General features: G+C 64.9%; 26 protein-coding genes and 2 pseudogenes. 17 read left to right on the forward strand and 11 right to left on the reverse strand.

The features are described from left to right. Positions 1-12 precede the first annotated feature (12 nt). The 6 genes and pseudogenes from OPV09_RS13755 to OPV09_RS13780 all read left to right on the forward strand — a co-directional run bounded on the left by OPV09_RS13755 (position 13) and on the right by OPV09_RS13780 (position 4,571). The gene (locus OPV09_RS13755; protein WP_338682149.1) at positions 13-1,113 is read left to right on the forward strand and encodes an alkene reductase; all 1,101 of its coding nucleotides are present in this window, start codon (positions 13-15) and stop codon (positions 1,111-1,113) included. Between the two features lie 31 nt (positions 1,114-1,144). Next, positions 1,145-1,528, forward strand: a complete 384-nt coding sequence (locus OPV09_RS13760; RefSeq protein WP_338682150.1) for a nuclear transport factor 2 family protein — start codon at positions 1,145-1,147, stop codon at positions 1,526-1,528. A gap of 58 nt (positions 1,529-1,586) precedes the next feature. After that, positions 1,587-2,216 (forward strand): NAD-dependent dehydratase, encoded by a 630-nt coding sequence (locus tag OPV09_RS13765; protein ID WP_338682151.1) that lies wholly within the window; start codon positions 1,587-1,589, stop codon positions 2,214-2,216. A 47-nt stretch (positions 2,217-2,263) separates the two neighbouring features. After that, positions 2,264-2,680, forward strand: a pseudogene (locus tag OPV09_RS13770) (GNAT family N-acetyltransferase); the annotation flags it as partial. A 9-nt stretch (positions 2,681-2,689) separates the two neighbouring features. Then, positions 2,690-3,286 carry a flavin reductase family protein gene (locus OPV09_RS13775; RefSeq protein WP_338682300.1) on the forward strand — a complete coding sequence of 199 codons (597 nt, stop codon included), beginning with the start codon at positions 2,690-2,692 and terminating at the stop codon, positions 3,284-3,286. Next, on the forward strand, positions 3,270-4,571 hold the full coding sequence (locus tag OPV09_RS13780) for a glycosyltransferase (RefSeq protein WP_338682153.1): 1,302 nt from the start codon (positions 3,270-3,272) through the stop codon (positions 4,569-4,571). Before OPV09_RS13775 ends, OPV09_RS13780 begins: the two co-directional genes overlap by 17 nt. Positions 4,572-4,580: 9 nt before the next feature. On the opposite strand, the gene OPV09_RS13785 is transcribed toward OPV09_RS13780, so the two are convergent. The 8 genes and pseudogenes from OPV09_RS13785 to OPV09_RS13820 form a co-directional block, all read right to left on the reverse strand. Beyond that, on the reverse strand, positions 4,581-5,528 hold the full coding sequence (locus OPV09_RS13785) for a DUF2145 domain-containing protein (RefSeq protein WP_338682154.1): 948 nt from the start codon (positions 5,526-5,528) through the stop codon (positions 4,581-4,583). Continuing rightward, complete coding sequence (locus OPV09_RS13790; protein ID WP_034754765.1) at positions 5,525-5,956, reverse strand: hypothetical protein; 432 nt, start codon at positions 5,954-5,956, stop codon at positions 5,525-5,527. Before OPV09_RS13790 ends, OPV09_RS13785 begins: the two co-directional genes overlap by 4 nt. 92 nt (positions 5,957-6,048) lie before the next feature. Beyond that, positions 6,049-6,846, reverse strand: coding sequence for an HDOD domain-containing protein (locus tag OPV09_RS13795; RefSeq protein ID WP_235194278.1), 798 nt, complete (start codon positions 6,844-6,846; stop codon positions 6,049-6,051). Between the two features lie 170 nt (positions 6,847-7,016). Then, entirely contained in the window at positions 7,017-8,114 is a 1,098-nt protein-coding gene (locus tag OPV09_RS13800; RefSeq protein WP_338682156.1) for an acyl-CoA dehydrogenase, read from the reverse strand. Positions 8,115-8,175: 61 nt separating this feature from the next. Then, a complete protein-coding gene (locus tag OPV09_RS13805; RefSeq protein ID WP_338682157.1) occupies positions 8,176-9,732 on the reverse strand; it encodes an FAD-dependent monooxygenase in 1,557 nt (518 codons plus the stop codon). A gap of 286 nt (positions 9,733-10,018) precedes the next feature. Continuing rightward, a complete protein-coding gene (gstA, locus tag OPV09_RS13810) occupies positions 10,019-10,633 on the reverse strand; it encodes a glutathione transferase GstA (protein ID WP_338682159.1) in 615 nt (204 codons plus the stop codon). A 97-nt stretch (positions 10,634-10,730) separates the two neighbouring features. Next, positions 10,731-11,000 (reverse strand): LysR substrate-binding domain-containing protein, encoded by a 270-nt coding sequence (locus tag OPV09_RS13815; protein ID WP_338682160.1) that lies wholly within the window; start codon positions 10,998-11,000, stop codon positions 10,731-10,733. Between the two features lie 172 nt (positions 11,001-11,172). Continuing rightward, a pseudogene (locus OPV09_RS13820) lies at positions 11,173-11,313 on the reverse strand (LysR family transcriptional regulator); the annotation flags it as partial. Positions 11,314-11,448: 135 nt separating this feature from the next. Here OPV09_RS13820 and OPV09_RS13825 point away from each other — a divergent pair. The 3 genes from OPV09_RS13825 to OPV09_RS13835 are packed head-to-tail and all read left to right on the forward strand — an operon-like array spanning position 11,449 to position 12,832. Further along, positions 11,449-12,009 carry a PAAR domain-containing protein gene (locus tag OPV09_RS13825; RefSeq protein ID WP_338682162.1) on the forward strand — a complete coding sequence of 187 codons (561 nt, stop codon included), beginning with the start codon at positions 11,449-11,451 and terminating at the stop codon, positions 12,007-12,009. Beyond that, positions 12,006-12,578 carry a type VI secretion system amidase effector protein Tae4 gene (locus OPV09_RS13830; protein ID WP_338682164.1) on the forward strand — a complete coding sequence of 191 codons (573 nt, stop codon included), beginning with the start codon at positions 12,006-12,008 and terminating at the stop codon, positions 12,576-12,578. Before OPV09_RS13825 ends, OPV09_RS13830 begins: the two co-directional genes overlap by 4 nt. Further along, on the forward strand, positions 12,575-12,832 hold the full coding sequence (locus OPV09_RS13835; RefSeq protein WP_338682166.1) for a hypothetical protein: 258 nt from the start codon (positions 12,575-12,577) through the stop codon (positions 12,830-12,832). The genes OPV09_RS13830 and OPV09_RS13835 overlap by 4 nt, the downstream gene beginning before the upstream one ends. 308 nt (positions 12,833-13,140) lie before the next feature. Here the strand turns inward: OPV09_RS13835 and OPV09_RS13840 are convergent, their stop codons facing one another. Next, positions 13,141-13,860, reverse strand: coding sequence for an SDR family oxidoreductase (locus tag OPV09_RS13840; RefSeq protein WP_338682168.1), 720 nt, complete (start codon positions 13,858-13,860; stop codon positions 13,141-13,143). Here OPV09_RS13840 and OPV09_RS13845 point away from each other — a divergent pair. Both OPV09_RS13845 and OPV09_RS13850 read left to right on the forward strand, forming a co-directional pair. Continuing rightward, complete coding sequence (locus OPV09_RS13845) at positions 13,859-14,164, forward strand: hypothetical protein (RefSeq protein ID WP_338682170.1); 306 nt, start codon at positions 13,859-13,861, stop codon at positions 14,162-14,164. The genes OPV09_RS13840 and OPV09_RS13845 overlap by 2 nt on opposite strands. A 43-nt stretch (positions 14,165-14,207) precedes the next feature. Then, positions 14,208-15,332, forward strand: coding sequence for a fimbrial protein (locus OPV09_RS13850; RefSeq protein ID WP_319993113.1), 1,125 nt, complete (start codon positions 14,208-14,210; stop codon positions 15,330-15,332). A 63-nt stretch (positions 15,333-15,395) separates the two neighbouring features. On the opposite strand, the gene OPV09_RS13855 is transcribed toward OPV09_RS13850, so the two are convergent. Beyond that, a complete protein-coding gene (locus OPV09_RS13855; RefSeq protein ID WP_338682173.1) occupies positions 15,396-16,301 on the reverse strand; it encodes a LysR substrate-binding domain-containing protein in 906 nt (301 codons plus the stop codon). Positions 16,302-16,447: 146 nt separating this feature from the next. Between OPV09_RS13855 and OPV09_RS13860 the strand changes: the two genes are divergently transcribed. The 4 genes from OPV09_RS13860 to OPV09_RS13875 all read left to right on the forward strand — a co-directional run bounded on the left by OPV09_RS13860 (position 16,448) and on the right by OPV09_RS13875 (position 19,874). Further along, positions 16,448-17,965: an MFS transporter gene (locus OPV09_RS13860; RefSeq protein WP_338682175.1), complete on the forward strand. Its 1,518-nt coding sequence runs from the start codon at positions 16,448-16,450 to the stop codon at positions 17,963-17,965. 61 nt (positions 17,966-18,026) lie between these two features. After that, positions 18,027-18,821: a TOTE conflict system archaeo-eukaryotic primase domain-containing protein gene (locus OPV09_RS13865; protein WP_338682177.1), complete on the forward strand. Its 795-nt coding sequence runs from the start codon at positions 18,027-18,029 to the stop codon at positions 18,819-18,821. 53 nt (positions 18,822-18,874) lie between these two features. After that, positions 18,875-19,324, forward strand: coding sequence for a VOC family protein (locus OPV09_RS13870; RefSeq protein WP_338682179.1), 450 nt, complete (start codon positions 18,875-18,877; stop codon positions 19,322-19,324). 109 nt (positions 19,325-19,433) lie between these two features. After that, positions 19,434-19,874 (forward strand): PDGLE domain-containing protein, encoded by a 441-nt coding sequence (locus OPV09_RS13875; protein WP_225241018.1) that lies wholly within the window; start codon positions 19,434-19,436, stop codon positions 19,872-19,874. A gap of 148 nt (positions 19,875-20,022) precedes the next feature. Here OPV09_RS13875 and OPV09_RS13880 read toward each other — a convergent pair whose 3' ends face one another. Further along, a complete protein-coding gene (locus tag OPV09_RS13880) occupies positions 20,023-21,084 on the reverse strand; it encodes a nitronate monooxygenase (RefSeq protein WP_319993117.1) in 1,062 nt (353 codons plus the stop codon). Between the two features lie 87 nt (positions 21,085-21,171). On the opposite strand from OPV09_RS13880, the gene OPV09_RS13885 reads away from it, so the two are divergent. After that, positions 21,172-22,044: a LysR family transcriptional regulator gene (locus tag OPV09_RS13885; protein ID WP_338682183.1), complete on the forward strand. Its 873-nt coding sequence runs from the start codon at positions 21,172-21,174 to the stop codon at positions 22,042-22,044. After that, complete coding sequence (locus tag OPV09_RS13890; protein ID WP_319993119.1) at positions 22,041-23,189, forward strand: YbfB/YjiJ family MFS transporter; 1,149 nt, start codon at positions 22,041-22,043, stop codon at positions 23,187-23,189. The genes OPV09_RS13885 and OPV09_RS13890 overlap by 4 nt, the downstream gene beginning before the upstream one ends. Positions 23,190-23,293: the final 104 nt, after the last annotated feature.

Genomic DNA, 23,293 nt, shown 5'->3' on the forward strand with positions numbered 1-23,293 from the left:
GAAAGCAATACGATGACCGAACAGCATGAAAGCGATCTATTTTCTCCAGTCGACCTGGGCGCGCTGGCGCTGGCCAACCGCATCGTCATGGCGCCGCTCACGCGCAGCCGCATGGGCGACGATGGCGTGCCGAACGCCTTGCACGCCGAGTACTACGCCCAGCGCGCCAGCGCCGGCCTGATCATCAGCGAGGCGACGAATATTTCGCCCCAGGCGCGCGGCTATGCCCTGACACCGGGCATCTGGTCGGACGAGCAGGTGGCTGGCTGGAAGCTGGTCACGGATGCCGTGCATGCGGCCGGCGGCAAGATCGTCTGCCAGCTGTGGCATGTGGGGCGGTTTTCGCATACGAGCTTGCAGCCCGGCGGCGCCGCGCCCGTCGCGCCGTCCGCCATCCGCGCCGAGGGCAGCACTTACACGGCGAGCGGCATGCAGCCCGTGTCGATGCCGCGCGCGCTGGAAACGTGGGAAATCGCCGGCATCGTTGCCCAGTATGCGCATGCGGCCGCATGCGCGCTGCGCGCCGGTTTCGACGGCGTCGAGGTGCATTCGGCCAATAGCTACCTGCTCGACCAGTTCCTGCGCGATTCGACCAACCGGCGCACGGACGCTTATGGCGGCAGCATCGACAACCGCGCGCGCCTGACCCTGGAAGTGACGGATGCCGTGGTGAATATCTGGGGCGCATCGAGGGTAGGCATCCGTTTGTCGCCCGTCACGCCCGACGCGGGCAACACGCCCGTCGACAGCGACGTGATGGCCACCTATGGCTATGTGATCGGACAGTTGAACCGCCACGGACTGGCCTATCTGCACTTCGTCGAGGGCGCCACGGCCACCTCGCGCGACGTGCCCGATGGCGTCGACCTCGACGCGTTGCGGGCGCTGTTCGATGGCCCCTACATCGGCAACAACCATTACGACCTGCAGCTGGCGCTGGCGCGCCGCGCCGAAGGCAAGGTCGATGCGGTGGCCTTCGGCCGTCCCTTCATCGCCAACCCGGACCTCGTGGCGCGCCTGCGCCATGGCGTGGCGCTGGCCGTGGCGCCGCGCGCGGCGTATTACGGGGGCGGCGCCGTCGGCTACACCGACTGGCCGGCCAGCCAGTCCTGATTTTTCTTTTTACCCACTCAAGGAGCGCAACATGAACAACACCACTTATGTGCAGGATTACCAGGCCATCGTCGCCGTGCTGAATCAATACAATGCGGGCGGGGCTCAGGCCGACAGCAGCATCATGCGCCCGGCCTTCAGCAGCGAGGCCACCATTTTCGGCGTCGACGGCGAAGACAAGCTGACGGGCGGGCCCATCGAAGGCCTGTTCGAAATCATCGACAGCGCGTTCCGGCCATCGCCGCAGGCAAAGGCGGCCATCGCGCGGATCGATATCGTGGGCACGGCGGCCAGCGCGCGCGTCGACACGGACGATATTTCGGGCTTCCGCTTCACCGATTTTTTCAATCTGCTCAAGGTGCAGGGCGAGTGGACCATCGTCAGCAAGATCTATCACACGCACGCGGGCGCCTGATGCGCTGCCTGGGCGCCCGATGCTGTATCGTGTGGCGTCCAGCATGCGGGGAGAATGAATGAAACTGATACTGATAGGCGCCACGGGCCTGGTGGGCCGCGAAGTGCTGCGCCTGGCGCTGAGTGACACGCGCGTCACGGCCATCGTCGCGCCCGTGCGCAAGCCCTTGCCGGCGCAGCCCAAATTGCACGCGCCCCTTGTCGACTTCGACCGCTTGCCGGCGGACGCGCCTTGGTGGCAGGCGGACGCCGTCATCTGCACCCTGGGCACGACCATGAAGGTGGCGGGCACGCGGCAGGCGTTTCGCAGAGTCGACCATGACTATCCGCTGGCCGCGGCGCGGCTGGCGCTGGCGGCCGGCACGCGCACGTATGCGCTCAATTCCGCCGCCGGCGCCAACGCGGCTTCGCACTTTTTCTACAACCGCGTCAAGGGAGACTTGGAACGCGACCTCGAAACGCTGGGCTTTGCGTCGCTGACGCACGTGCGGCCGGGACTGATCGGCGGCGAACGCGACGTGGCGCGGGCGGGCGAGGGCGCTGCCTTGGGCATCTTGCGCGTGCTCGGTCCCGTGCTGCCGCGCCGCTGGCGCATCAATCCCGCGCCGCGTATCGCCAGCGCCTTGCTGGAAGCGGCGCTGGCCGGCACGCCGGGCGTGCACGTCGTCGGCCCGGAACAGCTGGCTTGACCGTGCGCCCCTTATAATTGCCATTCATGTTTTTTTAAGTACAAAAAATGCAAACAGTGCGCCCTTACCAGGCCGGCGACCGCGATGCCTGCCTGGCTCTTTTCGACGGCAATACGCCGCGCTTTTTCGACCCGTCCGAGCGCGCGGACTTTGCCGCCTGGCTGGAAAAATCGACGCATCCGTATCTGGTCATCGAACGCGACCGACGCATCGTCGCCTGCGGCGGCCATGCGCTGGACGCGGGCGGCACGGTGGCCAGCCTGTGCTGGGGCATGGTGGCGCAGGATCTGCACGGCCAGGGCCTGGGCCGCGCGCTGACGCAGGCGCGCCTGGACGCCATCCGCGCCGTGCCGGGCGTGGCCAAGGTGAGCATGAACACCAGCCAGCACACGCAGGCTTTTTATGCGCGTTTCGGCTTTGAGACAGTCAAGGTGACGCCGGACGGTTTCGGGCCCGGCATCGACCAGTGGGATATGCTGCTGTCGCTAAATGAACGGGACCACCTCGCCGCCGTGCCGCTGGAAAAAGCGTATCGACTGCTCAATCACGGCCCGTCCATCCTCGTCTCGGCCCGCCATGACGGCATCGAGAATGTGATGGCCGCCGCCTGGGCCTGCGCCCTCGATTTCGCGCCGCCAAAACTGACCGTGGTGCTGGACAAGGCAACGCGCACGCGCGCGCTGGTCGAAGGCAGCGGCACGTTCGTCATCCAGGTGCCGACGGCGGCGCAGCTGCAGCTGACTCACGCCGTCGGCACGCACAGCCTCGATGCGCAGCCCGACAAACTGGCGCGCGCTGGCGTGCGGCTGTTTCACATGGACGGCTTTGATTTGCCGTTCGTGGCCGGATGTTCGGCCTGGCTGGCCTGCCGTTTGATCCCCGAGCCGCACAACCAGACCGCATATGACCTGTTCATCGGCGAAGTGGTGGGCGCCTGGGCCGACACGCGCGTGTTCCGTGACGGGCACTGGCATTTCGAAGACGCCGATCCATCCTGGCGCAGCCTGCACTACATCGCCGGCGGGCGCTTCTATGCGATCGGCCAGGCGCTCGATGCTGCCCCGGGCTGAAGCGCTGGCCGGCCAGGCCGTCGCCATGCCGCTCGTCATCGTCGCCAGCAGCGGCACGGGCGGCGACATCCAACCGTTTATCGCGCTGGCGCAGGGCTTGCAGCAGCGGGGCCGGCGCGTGCTGCTGCTCGTGCCGGGCTGGCAGGAAGCGGCAGCGCAGGCGTCAAGGCTGCCGTATCACACCTTTGGCAGTGCGGCAGAGGGCCAGGCCATGCTGGGCGACCCGGGCCTGTGGGATGAACGCAAGGGCTGGGGCTTGGTGTGGCGCGGCCTCGTGCCGCACCTGGGCGCCGTGCGCGACGTCGTGCAAGGCTTGCCGGATGCTGAAGATTGCGTGGTGCTGTGCCACCCCTTCCTCGTGCCGATGGCCGCCCTGGCACGCTCGGCACGCCCGGGCCTGCGCATCGTCGCGGCGTATCTGGCGCCATCGAATTTGTGCAGCAGCCATGATTTCCTGGCGGCCGGCTCGCTGCGCGTTCCCGCCTGGGTGCCGCTGGCCTGGCGCCAGGCCCTGTGGCGGCTGATCAACCGCAGCATGGTCGACCCGGTGCTGCTGCCTGGCCTGAACGGGGCGCGCGCGCAGCACGGACTGCCGCCCGAAGCGCATTTTTTTGCGCACATGCTGACCGCGCCGGATGCCTCGCTGGGACTGTTTTCAGCGTGGTTCGCCGCCCCGCAGGCGGACTGGCCGCCGCATTTTGTGCAAACCGGTTTCATGGGCGCCGCCATGCATGGCGCTGCGGCGCTGCCGCCAGCGCTCGAGCGTTTTCTGGACGAGGGCGAAGCGCCCATCGTGTTCACACCGGGTACCGGCCACCAGCACGCGCAGCGTTATTTCAGCGTCGCCCTGGAAGTGTTGCGGCGGCTGGAACGGCGCGGCTTGTTCCTCACGCCGCATGCGGCGCAAGTGCCGCAGGATTTGCCGGCCAGCGTCATGTGGCAAGCGCACGTGCCGTTTGCGGCCCTGTTGCCGCGCGTGGCGGCCGTGGTGCACCATGGCGGCATCGGCACCAGCGCGGATGCTTTCCGTGCGGGCATTCCGCAACTGATCGTGCCGTTCGCATACGACCAGTTCGATAACGGCTGGAGGGTCAAACGGCTCGGCGTGGGGGATGTCTTGCTGGCCAGGCGTCTGTCGGCGGGACGCATGCAGCGGCAGCTGGCGCGCCTGCTCGCCGCGCCCGGGGTCCAGCTGGCGTGTGGCGAGATGGCTCGCAGGATGGGGCAGGGGCTGGAACCATCGCGCCTGCTTGACCAGGTCGAAGCGGCGCTGGCCGCAGCTTAGGGACTGCCGTCAGGGACTGTCGTGCGGCGTATCGTCGAGGGCGATGACCCTGTCGTTCGCGCCGGGCACGCAGCCGTCGGCGATCGCATCCCAGCCCCGGTGCACCACGACCTGCTTGCCGTCGTGGCAGATTTCCACGCGTTCGCTTGCCGGCAGGCGCTGGCGCGCGAACGCTTCCAGGCTGGCCGGCAGGCTCACTGCCAGCTGCATCGTGCCGATGGCTTCCGGCGGGTGATCGTCCATGTGCACGAGGGGCACGAAGATGGAACCGAGCATCAGCCAGCGCGCACCCACGTCGACGGGGGCGGGCGCATACGGCGCGGCGCGCAGCCAGTCCTGGGCACGGGCGCGCAAGTCGCCGCCCGCGTCCAGTTCGCCCCAGGCGGCGGCCAGCATTTCCACCACCCACTGATTGCAATTCTGGTATTTCAGGCTGTAGGCATACGCATTGGCGCTGTAGCGGCCCGCCAGCAACTGCTGCACGCGCACGGGATCGAGCAGGGCGCGGCGCAGGGGCGGCACGGTTTCGGCTGGCAGTTTCACGAGCGAGATGTAGCCGAGCGATGGATTTTCCGTGCCCATGGCGAAACCGGCCGTGCCCTGGTCGAAGATGCGCGGGCGGCCTTCGTCGCAGGCGTAGTACAGCTGGCGCGCGGACCAGCCGCTGTCGTTGTCGTGGCGCCAGGCCAGTGCCGCGTGCGAATAGCGGATGCCGAAGCGGGCCAGGTCCAGGCCCGAGCGGCTGATCAGGGCCACGCTGCCTTCGCTGGCGGCCAGTTCTTCGCGCACGACGGCGGCAAAGCGCAGCAGCCGGTCCTGTTCCGTGGCCGTGAGTTCTTGCGCGCGGTCGCAAAAGCGCGACGAGGCGAGCGAGGTGCCCGCCTGCGCCGCGCCGGCGCTGAAGATGGCGCAAACGCCCAGCAGCAGTGCCGGGCGGCGCGGGAGAAAACGAATCAAAGGCTGACGGGACGCGTGGCCATTTCGCCGTACCAGTCGTCGGCCAGCACGAGGAAGAAGGCGGCGCGCGTGTCGTTACGCGAGAATTCGATGCCGTAGGCGCGGTTTTGCGCATGCACCACGTCGCCCTGCGCCAGCTGCTGCTTGTCCAGTGCCGCTTGCGGCAAGTCCAGCACCAGCGGCGTTGCCGTGGCGTCGGCCTGCATGGTCAGCCGCGTCATGCCGTTGCGGCCCGGCAAGGCGGCAACGTCGATGATGCGGTAGGGGCCATTGGCCACCTTGTTGTCGCGCGAGGAGCTGTTGCTCGAACCGTTGAGCGAATCGGAAATGCTGCCGCTCGATTGGGAGCCGGCGCTGGAGGCCGAGGAAACGAAGCTGTCGGCGTTGGCGTTGCACGCCATGGTCAGAGCTGCGGCCAGGCCGAGCATGCGTAAGGAGGTAGTCAAGGCAGTTTCCCAGTGGACATCAATGAAAGCGGACCGGGTCCATCCCGGCCTGCGCCATCATAGCAGATCGGCCATCAGCTGAGCAGCACCTCGATCAGGGCCTTCGCTTCGGCCGACGGCTGCGTGCGCAGCGCCTGCAGCACGGGATCATTGTCCAGGTAGGCTTGCAGCGGCGCGCTGACGGTGATGCCGGCCTGCGGCAGCGGCGAGGGCACGGGCGCCAGCGCCTTGGCCAGCAGCAGGGTGTCGCGCAAGCCTTCGGGCGGCAGCATGATGGTCGAACCGGGCAAGGTATTGACGGCATCGGCCACCGCCTGCGGCACGCCCAGCTGGCGCATCAGCGCGCGGCCGATCACTTCCAGGGCGGACGCCATCTGCGTTTCCAGGTGGGCGTACAGGCCCGGGGTCTTGTCGGCCTGGGCCAGCAGATAAAAGCCGGCCACTTCATGCACGATGCCGGCGAACAGCGCCGTATCGGCATCCGTTCGCGTGACGGCGCCCGCCAATCCATGCGCCAGCGCCGCCACGTGCACGGTGTGCGCCCACAGCTGGGTGGCGCGGGCGCGCAAGGCTTCGTCGCGGATGCCCGCGTTCAGCTGGCGGATGACGGCCGCCGTCGCCAGCGCATACAGGTTGCGGTGGCCCAGCCGCTCGACGGCGCCGCGCACGCTGGTGATGGCGGGCGCCTGGCCGGGCGCAAACAGGGCCGAATTGGCCAGCGCCACGGCGCGCGCCGACAAGGTCGGTTCGCACAGCAGCAGCCGGCTGATGTCGGCCGAGTGGCAATCGGGGTTGGCCAGTTCCTTTTGCAGGAGCAGGGCCGTATTGATGCTGGTGGGGAAGGCCAGGGTTTCCGTTTCGGCGCTGGCCAAAAGTTGGGCAAGGCTGCTGAGCGTGTTGACGTGCATGGATAGGGGAGCGAAAAGTAGCAATGCCTCATAGTATCAGGCAATCCGGGCCGCATGGCGTCCGCCAGCCTTTTCAGTCATGCGGCTGCCAGGGGAGGGCAAGTTGTCGCGCGGCGAAGCCGCGGTTGGCAATGTCAGGGCAGCAGCAGTGAATGCTGGCTGGCCGTGTGGAAATCGCGCCAGACCCGGTTGATGGTGCTGTCTTCGCGGGCCGCGTACAGGCCGCAGTATGGATACAGGCCATCGACGGCGGCGCGGCACACGGCGACCAGCTCCAGCGAACGTTCCTGCACGGCTTGCATGCCTTCCGCGTTGAGCGCCGCGCCGTCCGCCACCTGGGCCCAGCTGTCGTCCAGCACGGCGTAAAAGCGGGCGCGGGCGGTCGTGCTAGCATCTTTCTTGGCTTGCAGCATGGCGGCCACTTCCGGTACGTCCAGCAGGGGCAAGCCGGCGCGCACATGGCGGCGGTGGCGCATGCATTCCTCGGCCAATTGCATGAAATGCGCGGCCATGCCGGCCACGTTGGCGGCCAGGGTCACGTAGGCCAGCGAGTAGAACGGATAGCGGTACAGGGGGCCGCCGGCCGTCGCGGTGTCGGGACTGATCGTGAAGCCATGATCCTTGCCGAGCCACTGGCCGTCGATCCGGTAGCTGTGCGAGGCGCTGGCGCGCATGCCGACGCTGTTCCATGAGGGCACCAGCCGCACCAGCGCGGCGGGGACGAGGAAGGCGCGGATGCGCTGCTTTCCTTCGCCATCGAGCAGGGGCTGGCCATCGCGCCGCAGCAGGGCGTTCAGGGTGAAGTGGGTCGCCATCGGTGCGCCGCTGGCGTAGTCCCAGCTGCCCGTGATGCGGTAGCCGTCGCCTTCTTCCTCCGCGTAGCCGGTGGCCGCGCCGCTGCCGCCCAGGCAGACGCGCGGCGTGCCGATGATGGACTGCGCCATGCCGGGCGCTAGAAAGCCCGCAAACCAGCCCGCGCCTGCGCACAGGGTCAGCACCCAGCCCATGCTGCCATCGACGGCGGCCACGGCTTCTTCCAGACGCACCACTTGCGGCAAGGGCAGTTCGGCGCCGCCCGCGCTGCGCGGCGCCAGCATCGTCAGCCAGCCGCGCCGGTGCAGCAAGGCTTGCTGCACCGGATGCAGGAAGCGGGCCGCATCGGCCGCCTGGGCGTGGCGGGCGATGCGGTGCGCGTCGCGTTCGGAAAGGGTGGCAATGGCAGCGTGCGGCATGGGCAATGTCCGGCAATGGTGAAGGCGGGCATTTTCGCACAGCGTGGCGGCGCCGTTGCCGTCAGCCGTGCGGCAAGGCGATTTTTTCCATCACCGCGCGCAGCAGCATGGCATCCGGTATTGCCGCCGGGGCCGAGCGCCAGGCGATGATGCCGTCCGGCCGGACGATCACGGCGCCGTCATCGCCTGTGCCGAAAGTGTCGACGAAGGCCTGATCGGCGGGGAAAACCACGTCGGCGCCGGCCAGCAAGGTCTTCAACGATAGGTGCGCGGCGGCGGCGGACCAGCGCGGATCGGCTGTCAGCAGCACGAAATCCTCGGTCAACAGGTCGATGCTGGAGACGCTGTTGCCACGATGCCGTACCCATACGTGGGGCGCACGCGTGCCTGGCTGGCCGGCCCAGTCGCGCGGATGGGCGGCCGGCGGCAGTGCCGCGTCCGCGCCAAGGATGGCGCTGGAGCGTGTCAGCTGGCCCAGTTCCATCGCCAGGTTGCCATACAAGGGTTCGTTCTGGTAGCCGTCGCCGACCCATTTCGCGTAGTCCGGGCGGGCGAAGGTTTGCTGGTGCCGCAGCCAGGCGACGGGCCGGCGCTCGTCCGTATAGGTGTCGAGCAGGGCAGGGCGCGATTGTTGCCGCACCACCCTTTGCAGCTTCCATGCTAGGTTGTAGACGTCGTCGATGCCCGTGTTGGCGCCGTAGCCGCCGCGCGTGGGCGGCAATTGATGGGCAGAATCGCCGGCCAGGAAAATGCGCCCCTCGCTGAACCTGTCCGCGATCAGGCCGGCCAGCTCCCAGCGCCCTGTGGTGATCAGCTCGAAGGCCATGTCCTTGCCCAGGGCCTGGCGGACCAGCGCCCGCAATTGCGCGTCGGTGCTCTCGCTTTGCTCTTCAAACATGAGGAACCAGCGCCCATCCGAATACGTGCCCAGGAAACCCTTGAAGCCTGGCTGGTCGATGTCGAACTGGCGAATGCCCCGTTCCAGAAAGGCGTCCGCCTCCGCGCAGCGGAACAGCACGCTGCGCAGCACGCGCAGGGCACCGGCACCCTGGCGCGCGATGCCCAGCTGTTCGCGGATGGGGCTGGCCGCGCCATCGGCGGCGATCAGGTAATCGGCCGTGACGGCATAGCATGCGCCCGTGTCGCGCTGGCGCAGCTGGGCCGTGACGCGCTGCGCATCCTGCTGCACGGACAGCAGTTCCACGCCCGTGCGCAGGTCGGCGCCGCGTGCGCGCGCGGCCTCGCGCAGTATCGGTTCCAGCAAGTCCTGGGCGATGGCGGCACCGGCCATGGGCGAGGCCTTGCCGTCGCGCTCCTCCGGCTGGCCTGGTGTCCACGGCAATTCCTCGTAGTGCTGACCCGCCAGGCTTTCCACGCGGGCGCGGCGCACGGTGGCGCCGGGCGGCACCTGGGGGATGCGCTCGGCGATGCCGGCGGTGCGGAAAAATTCCAATGTATGTTCCGTAAAGCCCGTGGCGCGGGGATGCGCGGCGCTGCCGTGGTGTTTTTCAACGAGGATATGCGGCACGCCCCGCCATGCGAGGAAGAGCGAGGCTGAAAGTCCGACGAGACTGCCGCCGATGATGAGTACAGGGGTGTGGATTGAAGCTGGGTTCATGATGTCGTCCTGGAGGTTGTGCAGAGCACACTTGGTCAAGGACGTGGTGATTTTTCGCGGCAGGCGGAACGCCGTTCAGGCAGCAGGGTGACGGAACGCACGCCGACGAAAAAACGGCGCACGTCCGCTTTTCGTCGTGGTCCGCGGCCCCCAGGGCTGGAATATGACCGTCCACAGGCGGACGGCTGACCGGGGCTCACCACGCCGGTCCACCTTTTTCGACGCCACGATCTTAGCACGGGATTGTCGTGCGCCGCCAGCCCGGGAAAACTCCATGCAACGGCGTTCAGGCGGCCTTGGCCAGTCCTTCCGCTTCCAGTGCCGCCTTGACGCTGTCGCGCTCGGTCATGCGGCCCAGGAATGCCTGCACATTGGCCAGTTGCGACAGGTCCACGCCCAGCTGCGGCGCCCAGCCCGTCACGGCGAACAGGTAGGGATCGGCCACGGTCATGGTGTCGCCGGTCAGGTAGGCCTGGCCTTCCAGGCGGCTGTTGATCCACGCATATTTCTTGCCCAGTTCCTCGATGAACAGGGCCTTGGTGGCGGCGTCGATGCGCGAATCGAACAGGGGGCTGAACGATTTGTGCAGCTCAGACGTGATGTAATTCTGCCATTCCATCACCTTGTAGCGGGCAAAGTCGCCCACGGGCGGCAGCAGGTCGTGCTTGCCGGCCTGCTCGGCGATGTACTGGGCGATGACGGGGCCTTCGCTCAAGGTCCTGCCATCGTCGAGCGCCAGCAGCGGTACCTGGCCTTTCGGGTTGAGCTCATAGTAACTGCCGCCTTCCGGCGTCTTGTGCTGGCCCAGGTCGACCTTGACGAGTGTGAACGGCGTGCCCGTTTCGCGCAGGATGATGTGCGGTGCCAGCGAGCAGGCGCCCGGCGAGTAAAAGAGTTTCATGGCGGTCCTGTCCTTGAACAGATTGGGAAGACGCCACTATAGACCTGCGCAGGCGGCGGGTAAATGCTTGTTCGCGTCATTTTCAGCACGCCTCGGGTCAACGATTGCGCTGGCTCAAATCATCTAGCACTCGCACCAGCCTGCCATTGGGCACATAGGGCAGCACGACGTCTTCGGCCATGCAAGCCACGCCCAGGCCATCGAGCGCCGAATGGAGCTGCATGGCCATGTTGTTGTAGATCATTTGCCCTTCCATGCGTACTTTCAGTTCCTGCCCATCTTTGACAAATTCCCAGGCAAACAGGCCGCCCAGGGTAGGCCGGCAGCAGTCTGGCGATGGCCGGCTGCAGGACGGTGAGCGCCGCATGCTCTCCCGCGCTGATGCGGATGTTGTCTACCGGCTTGTCGCGACGCTCACTGAGCAGGACCAGTTCCGCCTCGATCTCGTCGAAGCGGGGCGCCACCGTGCGCAGCAGCTGTTTGCCCGCTTCCGTGGGCGAGATGCTGCGCGTGGTGCGCACCAGCAGGCGCAAGGCGAGCCGTTCTTCCAGCGCGCGCACGGTCTGGCTCAAGGCCGACTGCGACACGCCCAGCTTGGCCGCCGCCCGGGTAAAACTGCCTTCGCGGGCCACGGCCACGAAGGCAAGGATGTCGTTGAAGTTGGTCTGTTCCATGCGCATTTTTTATTCATTAGTACTGCTAATAAGTTCATGGCGACTTTAACATTTATCCGCGACATCCTATCGTGCTCGGACAATTGAGTTAGTGAGACATAATGATTAATTGATAAAATTTCTCATAAAAGAAAACTTGGCATGCCAGAGATAATTCGATTAGGTGATCCCACTAGCCACGGCGGCAAAGTGCTTGAAGGTTCGGTAACTGATCTTTGCCATGGCAAACCGATTGCATATATGGGGCACAAGGTCATGTGTCCCCGGTGCAAGGGGAGTTACCCGATTATCGAGGGAGTCAATACAACGACGTTGTATGGCCGAGGGGTGGCCGTTGCCGGCATGAAGACCGCGTGCGGTGCGACACTGATCGCAACCCAGTTTACGGATACGGTTGACTGGAGTAGCGGGGCATCCGGTGCACCGAACGCAGCAGAGAATGCAGTTGCAACCATGGCAGCGGGTATTCTCATCAATCAAGCTGTGAGTGGGGTAAAGGAGCTATACGATGAGCAACCTGTGTTCGCCGAACGCCTGGCCCATGGTGTGCCTTACCTGATTGTATTGCCGGACGGCCAGCGCCTTTCTGGTCAGGTCGATGTGGATGGCAAGATGCAGCGGGTAGTTACGGATGGAATTGCCGAGTATGAGGTTTTTTGGGGTGATGAGGCACTGGCCCGTATCGAAGGGGGACCCGCGTGACAAAAGCCGTCAAGCAGCAAGCCAGCGTAAAGACGAATGCGATCAAGGATTCGGTTTGCAAGATCAATGCATCAATCATCAAATTCAGTGCCCTCTGGTCCGCCTACGAAAAAGGAAGCCCTTGCAACGCCAAGGATGCCAAGGGAGATATTTTGTTTGCGAATCAGTGCGCCATTCGAGTAAGCCACGCGTTAAAGAAAGTCGGGGTCACGTTCAAGTCCTATCCTTCCAAGCGCAAGTGCTGGGTTCATCCGGCTGAAGATCACTGCCTGGCGGCTGCGGAACTTGCCACCTGGCTTGAAAAGCAGCCTTTCCTTGGCTGTGGCAAAGTTGAGGATATTACCGGCAAGGACTGGCGTGACAAGGTGGTTGACCGGACGGGTATTATTTGCTTTGAGGACTATTACACGCCCTCCGGTGGCTCCGGTGGCGATCATATCGACCTTTGGAACGGGAGCCGCATGACGGATCTGACTTCAGGCCTGCGCACGAGCTTCGGTATTGTCATTCCTACCATTTGGTCGGATCTCCGCGAAGCCGGGAAGATTCGCTTTTTCTCAATCAAATGATGAGAACCTTTCTTTATTCCATCCTTGCTTTTGTTATCGCCAGCATCATTGCCTGGGGCGGTCTATTCATATGGAGCGCCATGTTGCTCAAGCTAAAACAAGGCGACAGCTATTGGGACCGCACGCCGTATGCAGCCGATATTTTCTTTCTATGCTGGCTATGTTTTGCGTTCGGGGCGGCGATAGTGGCAGCCTTGCTGAGCCGACGACATGATCAAAGGCTAGCCGGCACGCAGGGGCGTGAACGGCGGTGAGTGGCCTGTATCATGTGTTGCCTTGTACTCATTAGCTTTGCTAATAAGTTCATGCTGATTCTGGTAGCTATTCAATGCGTACGCCTTGCAGTAGCGGCATGAAAAATCTTCCCGATTCCACTCTCCCCGCCGCGCCGCACAAGGCGGCCGTTCTCGTTAGCTAGGTGATGATCGTGCTCGGCACGTCCATCGTGCTGACGGGCTTGCCTAAAATCCATCAGGAACTGGGCTCTACGGAGACGGGTCAGCACCTACACCCTGACATTCGGCGGCGTGTTGATGCCAGCCTTGCTGCTAGTGCTGAGCTGTCAGGCGCGTCCGCCCAGACTGCCTCCGCCATCGACCGCCAGCACCTGGCCTGTCACGTAACTGGCTTGCTCCGATAGCAGGAAGCCGACGGCGGCGGCAATTTCATCGGGCTGCCCGAGCCGCCGCATCGGTATCGTTGCAAGTACCTGGCGTTCCATCTCGCTGCCGGCGGGGCGGGTCTTGCGGAACAGTTCCGTTTCCACGGGGCCTGGCGCGACCGCATTGGCCGTCACCCCGTGCTCGGCCAATTCCAGGGCCCAGGTTCTCGTGCAGCCGACCAGGGCGCTTTTGGCGGCGGAATAGGCGGTGCGGTTCGCGTTGCCGTAGATGGCCCGGCTGCAGATATTCACGATGCGGCCATAGCGGCGCTGCTTCATCGCCGCCACGAACTGCTGCGTCACCTGGATGGCGGCGCGCACGTTCAGATCGAAGACGTTCTGCAAGGTGGCAAAGTCGATCTGACCCAGTGGCTGGGGCGAGGCAATGCCTGCATTGTTCACGATGCCGTCGATATCGAACTTTTTTTCAAGCGCCTCGAGAACCTGCGCCGTCTGCGCCAGGTCGCCAAGATCGCAGCCAACCAAGGTGCCTGGAAAGTCCACGCCTTCAGTATGCCGGGCGATGCCGACGACCCGGTGGCCCTGCCGATGCAGCAGGGTGCTGATGGCATAACCGATACCGCGTGTCGCGCCAGTGACGAGAAAAGTACGGGATGTCATGGAGAGGATTTCCTTTGGCCTGAAAATGAACACCTGCGAAGGCTACACTTTTTTGCCATTGCATGCTTCGCTGCCGGTGTCGCTTGGCTTGCTTGTTAATAATTTTTTGCAATGTATCCGCTTTTCGGAGTGCTCCTATATGGCAGGTGCCGTTGGGGCCATACACTTCATCCCGCAACAATACAGAAGCGATTTCGCGCATCGATGCTTTCGATCTGAACGTCGGACATTCCTGGTTCGGGGCTGCCACGGAGCAATTGCTACGCCGCTGGGCGCCGCCGCCAGCGCCATGATTACGTCATGAATCATCAGTAAGTTGCACCAATCAACATATAAAAGGTCGCGTTATGAATATTGGCTCTTTGCTCAAATCGGGTCTGGCCGTCGCGCTACTGTGGGCGGTAGCCGATTCGGCTTTCGCGGTCAACTGCACTTACTCGAATGGGATCCAGCCGGCAATAGGCTACATGCCTTTGCAAGTGTCGGCGATCACCGTCGGGCGCGACGTGCCGGTGGGCACCGAGGTGTATCGCCAGACATTCAAAATGGCCTCCGGCCAGGCAGTGACACCGGACTGCTTGTATGCCCCGTTTCAAATGTTTACCGAGCTGACGGTAGACGCCAGCTTCGGCCTGGCCGCCTGGCCCAGCGGGACGTATGCCAATAAAGTCTACAAGACCAGTATTCCGGGGTTGGGGGTAGTCATGAATAGTCGGGGCGGTGTACTGCCAAGACGGACCTCCACGCAGCCGAGCACCTGCACGCCGGGCCATCGCTGCCTGATTCCTTTTGAGGGGCCGTCCAATTTTGAATTGATATTGATCAAGCTGGGAGACGTGACTCCCGGGGTGTTGACAAACAGCTCATTGCCGACCGTCAGCCTGTACGGCAATTTCGGCGATGCCAGAGTGCTGGGCTTCCAGATAGGCATCACCGGCAGTCTCCAGATCGTCTCGCGGACCTGCAGCACGCCGGATGTCTCGGTGCCCATGGGCACGTATGCACCCAAAGATTTTAGCGGGATCAACAGCGCCACCGGCTGGAAGGATTTTTCCATACGCTTGAATGATTGCCCGGCGTTTCATGGAACGGTTAACAAGACCGCTGCAAGCTGGGAGTCGCAAAGCGGCAGCTCTCCGGGCGGCACGGGGACACCCGGAACGCGTGAAGTGAACAGCCTGCGCTATCGCATCGATCCCGTTCGCATGGCCATCAACGCAGGCAACGGCGTGCTGAGCCTCGACTCCGGTGCCGCCGGGCGTCCTCCCGCCGCCACCGGCATAGGCCTGCAGATAGCCACCCAGGCCAGTAACACGGTGCCGCTGGCAAGCTTGCAGAGCAGCGGCCTGACCCTGAGCTCCACCGAACGCAGTTATGTCATCGCGCTGCGCGCGCGCTACCTGCAGACGGGCAGCAAGGTGACGCCAGGTCCGGCAAACGCATCGGCGACGTTCACGATGAGTTATGACTGACTTGTAGCCGTCCGGCGACGATTTATCGGACTGCCGCCTCCATCAGCAGCAATACCTGGCTTGTTACGTCATTGGCGATGTGCTTTGGCCTGAAAATGTCGCCTGCAAAGGTACACTGGCGACGGCTGACCACTCGCGCAGCAATTGTCCGAACGCTTCAGCCGCCGCCGTGGTGCTGGTGGCGCGCCAGACGAGCTGGAACTGGGCGGCGGGCAGGGCAGGCAAGCCATGCTGACCATCGATGATCACCATGCCCGGCTCCAAGTCGCTTTGCGGCATGGCCGTGATGGCCAATCCCGCCAGCACGGCGGCGCGCAAGCCCTGCTGGCTGGGCGAGGTGAACGCCACGCGCCAGTCCAGACCGGCGGCATCGAGGGCGTCGACGCCGACTTGCCGGTGCATGCACGGCGCGGGCGAAAACGCCAGCGGCAGCGGCAGCGCGCTGTCGTGCCGGAAATCCTGCGCCGCCGCCCAGACGAAGCGCGTGCGGCGCAGCACGGCTGCCTCATCTTGTCCGTCCGCGAGGGCCATGACGACGGCCAGGTCCAGCGCATCGGCAGCGACCAGTTTCTGCAAGTCAAGATAGGTGCCTACCGTGACATCCAGGCGCACGGCGGGAAACAGGTGCGCGAACTGCGCCAGCAGGGCGGGCAGGCGCGCGCCCATGAAATTTTCCGGCACGCCAAAGCGCACGGCGCCGGCAATCGAGGAGCGCTGAAAGCGCCGCGCCAGCGCATCCTGCGCGGCCAGGATCTGCCGCGCGTGGCGCAGGAAATCTTCGCCGTCTTCCGTCAGGCGCAGGCTGCGTGTCGTGCGCACCAGCAGCGCGCTGCCCGCTTGCTCTTCCAGGCGGCGGATCTGGTGGCTGATGGCGGACTGGCTCAGGTGCAGCCGTTCGGCGGCGCGCGTAAAGCCGCCCGTGTCCGCTACGGCGACAAAGGCGCGCAGCAGGGCGGTATCGAAGTCCATGGGTGACGCTCCTGCGATTCATGATGAAAATGAATGAATTGTACAAAATTTTATCATTTCCCTCATGAGTCGAGCTTTTCTAGAATGGCCGCTTGCAGTGCCCCGGCACCACGCATCCCTCCATGACTACCGAAAGCAAAGCTTCGATGCACCTGACTACTTCGCAACAAAACGTACTCACCCTGGCCGCCGTCTGCCTGGCCTCGCTCATGTTTGGCTTGGAAATTTCCAGCGTGCCCGTGATCCTGCCCACCCTGGAAACCGTGCTGCATGGCGACTTCAAGGACTTGCAATGGATCATGAACGCCTACACCCTAGCCTGCACCACCGTGCTGATGGCCACGGGCACCCTGGCCGACCGCTATGGCCGCAAGCGCTTGCTGCTCGCCAGCCTGATCCTGTTCGGCCTCAGTTCGCTGGCATGCGGCTGGGCCGGCAGCACGGGCGTGCTGATCGCCGCGCGCGCGCTGCAGGGCATGGCTGGCGGCGCCATGCTGATTTGCCAGGTGGCCGTGCTGTCGCAGCAGTTTCCGGACGGCGCCGCGCGGGGCCGGGCGTTTGGCGCCTGGGGCATCGTGTTTGGCCTGGGCCTGGGCTTCGGTCCCATCATCGGCGCGGCCATCGTCGCGCTGTCAAACTGGCAGTGGGTATTTCTCGTACACGGACCTTTGGCGCTGGCGGCGTTGCTGCTGGTGACGCTGGGCGTGAGCGAATCGCGCGACCCGCAGCGGCGCAAGCTGGACGTGGCCGGCATCGCCACCCTGTCGCTGGGCGTGTTCAGCCTGGCCTGGTGCCTGACGCAGGGGCCGGCGCTGGGGTTCGGTGATCCGCGCAGCGTGGCCAGCCTGGCCGTGGCGCTGATCAGTCTGATGCTGTTTGTCATGATCGAACGGCGCCAGGCCGAACCGATGATCGACTTTGCCGTGTTCCGCATCCGCCGTTTCTCGGGAGCGCTGCTCGGTTCGGCGGGCATGAACTGCAGTTTCTGGCCGTTCATGATTTATCTGCCCCTGTACGTGCAGTATGGCCTCGGCTACAGCAGCCTGGACACGGGCCTGACCTTGCTGGCCTACACCTTGCCCACCTTGCTCGTGCCGCCGCTGGCCGAGCGCCTGGCGCTGCGCTACCGGGCCGATGCCGTCATTCCTGCCGGCTTGCTGGTCATCGGCGTGGGTTTTTTGCTGATGCTGTGGGGCAGCCGTGTGGATGCCGCCAGCTGGCTGACGATCCTGCCCGGCTGCCTGCTGGCGGGCACGGGCCTGGGCCTGACTAACACGCCCGTCACCAATACGACGACGGGCGCCGTACCGGGCGAACGGGCCGGCATGGCTTCCAGCATCGACATCAGCGCGCGCATGATCAGCCTGTCGGTGAATATCGCGCTGATGGGCTGTATTCTCGTCGCAGCCATCCAGTCCGCCTTGCGGATGCAGTTGCCCGGCGGACTGGACGCGGCCACCTTGCGCGCCATGGCGGAAGGCTTGTCGGTAGGCAAGGGCGCCGGCGCACTGCCGGCCGGCGTGGCGAAGCTGGCGCTGGCGCAGGGATTTGGCGCCGTGATGCTGTATGGCGGCGTGGCCGCCTGCCTGTTCGCCGTGGCCAGCTGGCTGGTGTTTGGCGCCGGACGGACGCGGCATGCAGCCGGGCTGCCAGTGAGGGAATAGCCAGGACGCTATAATCTGGGCACGTTGACAAGTCTTGCTCAACGTTATTACGAGGCCGCCCATGCATAAACTGATTTCCGAACTCACCCGCCTGTACCTGTTCGAGGAACAGCAGCAATACATCGATGCGGAGGGCGGCGCGCAGCCGCTGACGCCGGCCGTGCTGGCGCGCCATCTGTCGGGCGAGCAGACGGTGGCCGTGCAACTCGTGACCGAGAGCGGCCTGACGCGCGCGCTGGTGCTGGAGTTTGGCGGCAAGGGCGGCGGCGAAGCGCACTGGAGCGCGCTGTGCACGATCGCCAATGCCGTGCAGCACGAGCTGGACTTGCCGGCGCCCGCCGTCAGCATCTCGGGCAGTGCATTCCAGCTGTGGCTGTCGCTGGCCACGCCCGTACCCGTCGCGCAGGCGCGCCAATTCGTCCAATTGCTGCGCTCGACTTTCCTGCCAGCATCGACCGACATCCTCTCTATCGCGCCGCCAGACTACGTGGAACAGGCGGCGCTGCCGCCGTGCCTGCAGCCAACGGGCAAGTGGGCCGCCTTCATCCACCCCAGCATGGGCGCCGCCTTTGTCGATGAGCCTGGCCTGGACATGCCGCCGCCGCCCGCCGCCCAGCTGGGTTTCCTGGAAAGCTTGCGCAGCATCACCCCGGGACAATTCGCGCAAGCGCTGGCCAAGCTGCAGGGGCATGCGGGCCTGCTTGACGCCGTGCCCGCTCCAGTCGCCGTCACATTGCCAGTGGCAACATCCGCCGCTGCGCCGGGCTTGCTGCTGCAGGACGCCAGCCTGGAAGACATCGTGCGCTGGCTGCATGCGCGTAATATCGAACCGACGTTCCGGCACCGGCTGCCGTAGCGGGGCGCTCCTTATCCCTTATTTCAAGCTAAGTTAGACACCCAGGAGGCAACATGACAGTCAAGCGCATGGACAACGTCGGCATCGTGGTAGAAGACATCGATGCCGCCATTGCATTCTTCACCGAACTTGGTCTCGTTCTCGAAGGGCGTGCCCCGATTGAAGGAGAATGGGCAGATGGCGTCACCGGACTGCACGGCATGCGCGTCGAGATTGCCATGATGCGTACGCCGGACGGTCACAGCCGTCTGGAATTATCCCGTTTCCTCGCGCCGCCCGTGGTCGCCGATCACCGCAACGCCCCAGTGAACGCGCTCGGCTACCTGCGCGTCATGTTTACCGTCGAGAATATCGACGATACGCTCGTCCGGCTCGTCAAACGCGGCGCGAAGCTGGTCGGCGAAGTAGTCCAGTACGAAAACATGTACCGGCTCTGCTATATTCGTGGTCCGGAAGGAATCCTCATCGGGCTTGCCGAACAGCTCGTGCAGAAAACGTCCTGAGGGAATCCCGCCGGATCGGCGTCTAGCCCGTTAGTGAAACGACGGCAGCCGGCCAGCAGCAGTCGTTGAATATCCAATCAATCTTGTGCAAAAAACTGGGAGAACTACATTGGGAGTAATTGCAGACTTCTTTATCGCCGGTCCAGCCGAGGCCATCCGATATGCAAATCGGATTGAAGAACCTGACGAGGGCGAGGAAATTGCGCTTTTGTTGAATCCGGTCCAATTCAATGGCATCACGGACCTGGAAATCGGTACTCTTTGGGCCATTTTGGAAAGCAGGGAGTGGGATATAGAAAAACACATGCCTGAAGACATCTACGTTGAGGAGGACGGCGAGTCCTGGCTGCACCGATTTCCGGACGAACTGACAAGCCTTCTTGCAAATTCAAATGCGGACGGGTTGGAGAGCGCATCGGAGCAATGGGCAAAAACTGAAGAGATGGAGTGCGATGCAGCAGATTTGCGGCCGCTATTAAAGGATTTGCAATCGCTCGCACGGCAAGCCGCCACCACGGGACAGTCCATTTATCTTTGGGGCTGTCTCTAAGGCTACTTCGTGGCAAGCGTATCATCGCTGAAAGGTCCGCTTCGCGGCTGAAGCGGATACTGCAATGCCGTCGCAGCGTCTAGCCAAGACGGCATGCGACCAAGGGCTTCCTTGTCCTGGCCGCCCGCATGTCAGCGGCGTGCTGAAATCAGCGCGCCATTTCCCTGGCCAAAGTCAACATCAATTCCTCCGCCCCCATTTCCCGCGCCAGCGGCGCGCCCTGGCCAGCCCATTGCGCGGCGAACTCGCTGTTGCCGTGCTGGCTGGCCAGCGCGTTCAATTGTTTGGCGGCATCGTAGGCGACGGGGTAGTCGGCTGGCGGCGGGCTGCCTGGCGCTTCGCCGTAGTCGATCAAGCGGTTCACCATGCCGCGCGCCAGGCGGCCCGAGAGCACGCAGGTCAGGCGCGTGGCCGATGCCCGCTCGCTTTTCAGGTTGGCGCGGTAGCCTGCATTGGCCGACGATTCCGGGCATAGCACGAAGGCCGTGCCCAGCTGGGCGGCCGCCGCGCCCAGGTCCAGCGCGGCGTGGATGCCTTGCCCATCCATGATGCCGCCGGCGGCGATGAGGGGCAGGGCGGTGCGGCCCGCCAGCAGGCGCAGCAGCACGCTGGTGCTGTGGCGCTCGTCCGGCGCTTGCGGGTCGAAGACGCCGCGATGGCCGCCCGCTTCCACGCCTTGCGCCACGATGGCGTCGACGCCGGCCTGTTCGATCAGGGCCGCCTCGCGCAGATTGGTGGCCGTGGCCATGGTGTAGATGCCGGCCTGACGCAGGGCCTGGACTTGCTGCGGTGTCGGCAAGCCGAAATGGAAGCTGACGACGGCGGGCCGCTGTTCCAGCAACAGATCGAATGTCGCGTCATTGCCGATGAACGTTGCGTAGATTTCGTCCAGTTCCACGGGCACGCTTGCCCCCAGCTCCGCAAACAGGGGCGCCAGATGGGCCAGCCAGGCCGCTTCGCGCCGCGCATCCCGCACGGCCGGCGCATGGCAAAACACATTGATATTGAAGGGCCCATCCGTCAGCGCACGGGTGTCCATGATCACCTGACGCGCCTGCGCCACCGTGCCCGCGCCGATGGCCAGCGAACCGAGGCCGCCCGCGTTCGAGACGGCGGCGGCCATGCGCGGCGTGGAGACGCCGGCCATCGGCGCCTGGATGATGGGCAGTTGCAAGCCGAGACGGTCGAGGAAGGGCTGGATTGAAGTCATGATGTTTCCTTCATGAAGTTGAGGATGCTGCGTTCAATTCGTATTTTGAGAATATAATAGCATAATCATTTTCAAATGGAGAATACGATGGAGTTGGAATCATTGCGGATTTTTTGCTCTGTCGCCAGTGAGCTGAGCGTCACCCAGGCCGCAGCCAGGTTGGGCCGTGCGCCATCCAGCGTCACCACGCGCCTCCAGCAGCTGGAAGCCGATATCGGCGCCGAATTGTTCGTGCGCACCAATAAACGCATGGCCCTGACGGCGGCCGGCGAGCGCTTTCTCGAGTATGCGCAGCGTTTGCTGGCGCTGGCGGAAGAAGCGCGGCACGTCGTCACGGGCGGGCGCGAGGGCGGCACCTTGCGCGTCGGCAGCATGGAAAGCACGGCGGCCAGCCGCTTGCCGGCCCTGCTGGCCGCATATCACGCCCGCCATCCGGCCACGCGCCTGGCGCTGAGCACGGGGCCGTCGCGCCCCCTGATCGAGCAGGTGCGCACGGGCTTGCTCGACTGCGCTTTCGTCGCCTTGCCGCCCGCGTTCGGAGGCGCCGCCGCATTGGAAGAGCTGGGCCTGGCATCGATGCCCGTGTGGCGCGAGGAACTGTGTTTGCTGCTGCCGGCCAGCGAAGGGCAGGCGCGCAGCGCCATGGACGTGCGTACGCGCTCGTTGGCGGCGTTCCCGCAGGGCTGCACCTACCGCGGCATCGCCGAAGAGCTGCTGGGCGTGGCCGGCAGCACGCAATGGCAGGTGCAGGAGCTGAGTTCGTATCACACCATGATCGCCTGCGTGGCGGCCGGCGCCTGCGTGACCCTGCTGCCGGCCAGCGTGCTGGCGCTGTCGGACGCGCCTGCCACCTTGACAACCTTGCCCGCAGGGCAGATTGACACCGTGCTGGTGTGGCGCGCCGGATTCGACGTGCCCGCCTTTCAGCATTTGCTGGTGCAGCTCGGCGAGGCGCCGTGAACGCGCCTGCCAGGCTGCGCGCGGCCATCGCCGCGGCGGTCGTCCTCGCCATCGGCATGGGTTTCGGCCGCTTCGCCTTCACGGCCATCTACCCGCACATGGTGGGGGAAGGCGTGTTGAGCTTGCGCGACGGCAGCCTGGCCGCCTCGGCCAACTATGCCGGTTACTTGCTGGGCGCCATCCTGGCCATGCGCGCGCGGGCGCACAACGCGCACCGGCTGAGCCTGTGGTCGGTGGCCGGCACGGCGCTGTGCCTGGGCGTGCTGGCCTTGACTATGCCCGTCTGGCTCATCGTGACGGTGCGCGGCGTGGCGGGCGTGTTCAGCGCCCTGGCCATGGTGGCCGCCTCATTATGGTTGCTGGTGCAGCGCCGGCAGGCGCGCGGCGCGCCGCTGCTGTACGCGGGGGTGGGCGCCGGCATCGCCGTGTCGGCCGAATTGCTGGTGCTGGCGTCGCACCTGGGCTGGCACAGCGCCGGCATGTGGTTGCTGCTGGCCGGCGTCACCGTGCTGACGGGGCTGGCGGCCGCGCCCGCCATTGCCGCCAGCGGCCAGCCGGCGCCGGATGCGCCGGATGCGCCGGCGCAAGTTGGCGCAACCGCGCTGGCGCCCGTGGCGCCGTGGCCGCTGGTGCTGATCTACGGACTGGCGGGACTCGGCTACATCGTCACGGCCACGTATTTGCCCGTGCTGGTCGGCGCGGCCTTGCCCGGACTGAACTCCGCCCACGTGTGGGCCGTGTTCGGCCTCGGTGCGGCGCCCTCGTGTTTCATGTGGCACCGTCTGCATGTGAGATTTGGCACGCGCCAGACGCTCAGGCTCAATTTGCTGCTGCAGGCGCTGGGCGTGGCGCTGCCCGTGCTGGCGCCATCGGCCGCCGCTTACCTGCTCAGCGCCATCCTCGTTGGCGGCACGTTTGTCGGCACGGTGACCATCGCCATGCCGGCCGCGCAGCGGGCCGCCGGCAAGGCGGGCAAGTCTGGCGCCAACATGATGGCCATCATGACGGTGGTGTACGGTATCGGACAGATCATCGGCCCCGTGCTGGCCGGCAGCCTGTATGCACAGTCGCACAGTTTCAACAGCGCACTATTGGCGGCGGCTAGCGCGCTGCTGCTGGCGATTTTCGTCAGCCTGCGGCTGTAGGACGTCGTTTTAAATTCTCATTGGGAATTTTAGGACTGTTCTGATTTCGGTCAAGAAAGTCTGTCGCTACACTTCAAGTCATCACCGGTTCGCGCCAGCTGCCA

The sequence above is a fragment of the Janthinobacterium sp. TB1-E2 genome (assembly GCF_036885605.1).
Classification (GTDB): Bacteria; Pseudomonadota; Gammaproteobacteria; order Burkholderiales; family Burkholderiaceae_D; genus Janthinobacterium; species Janthinobacterium aestuarii.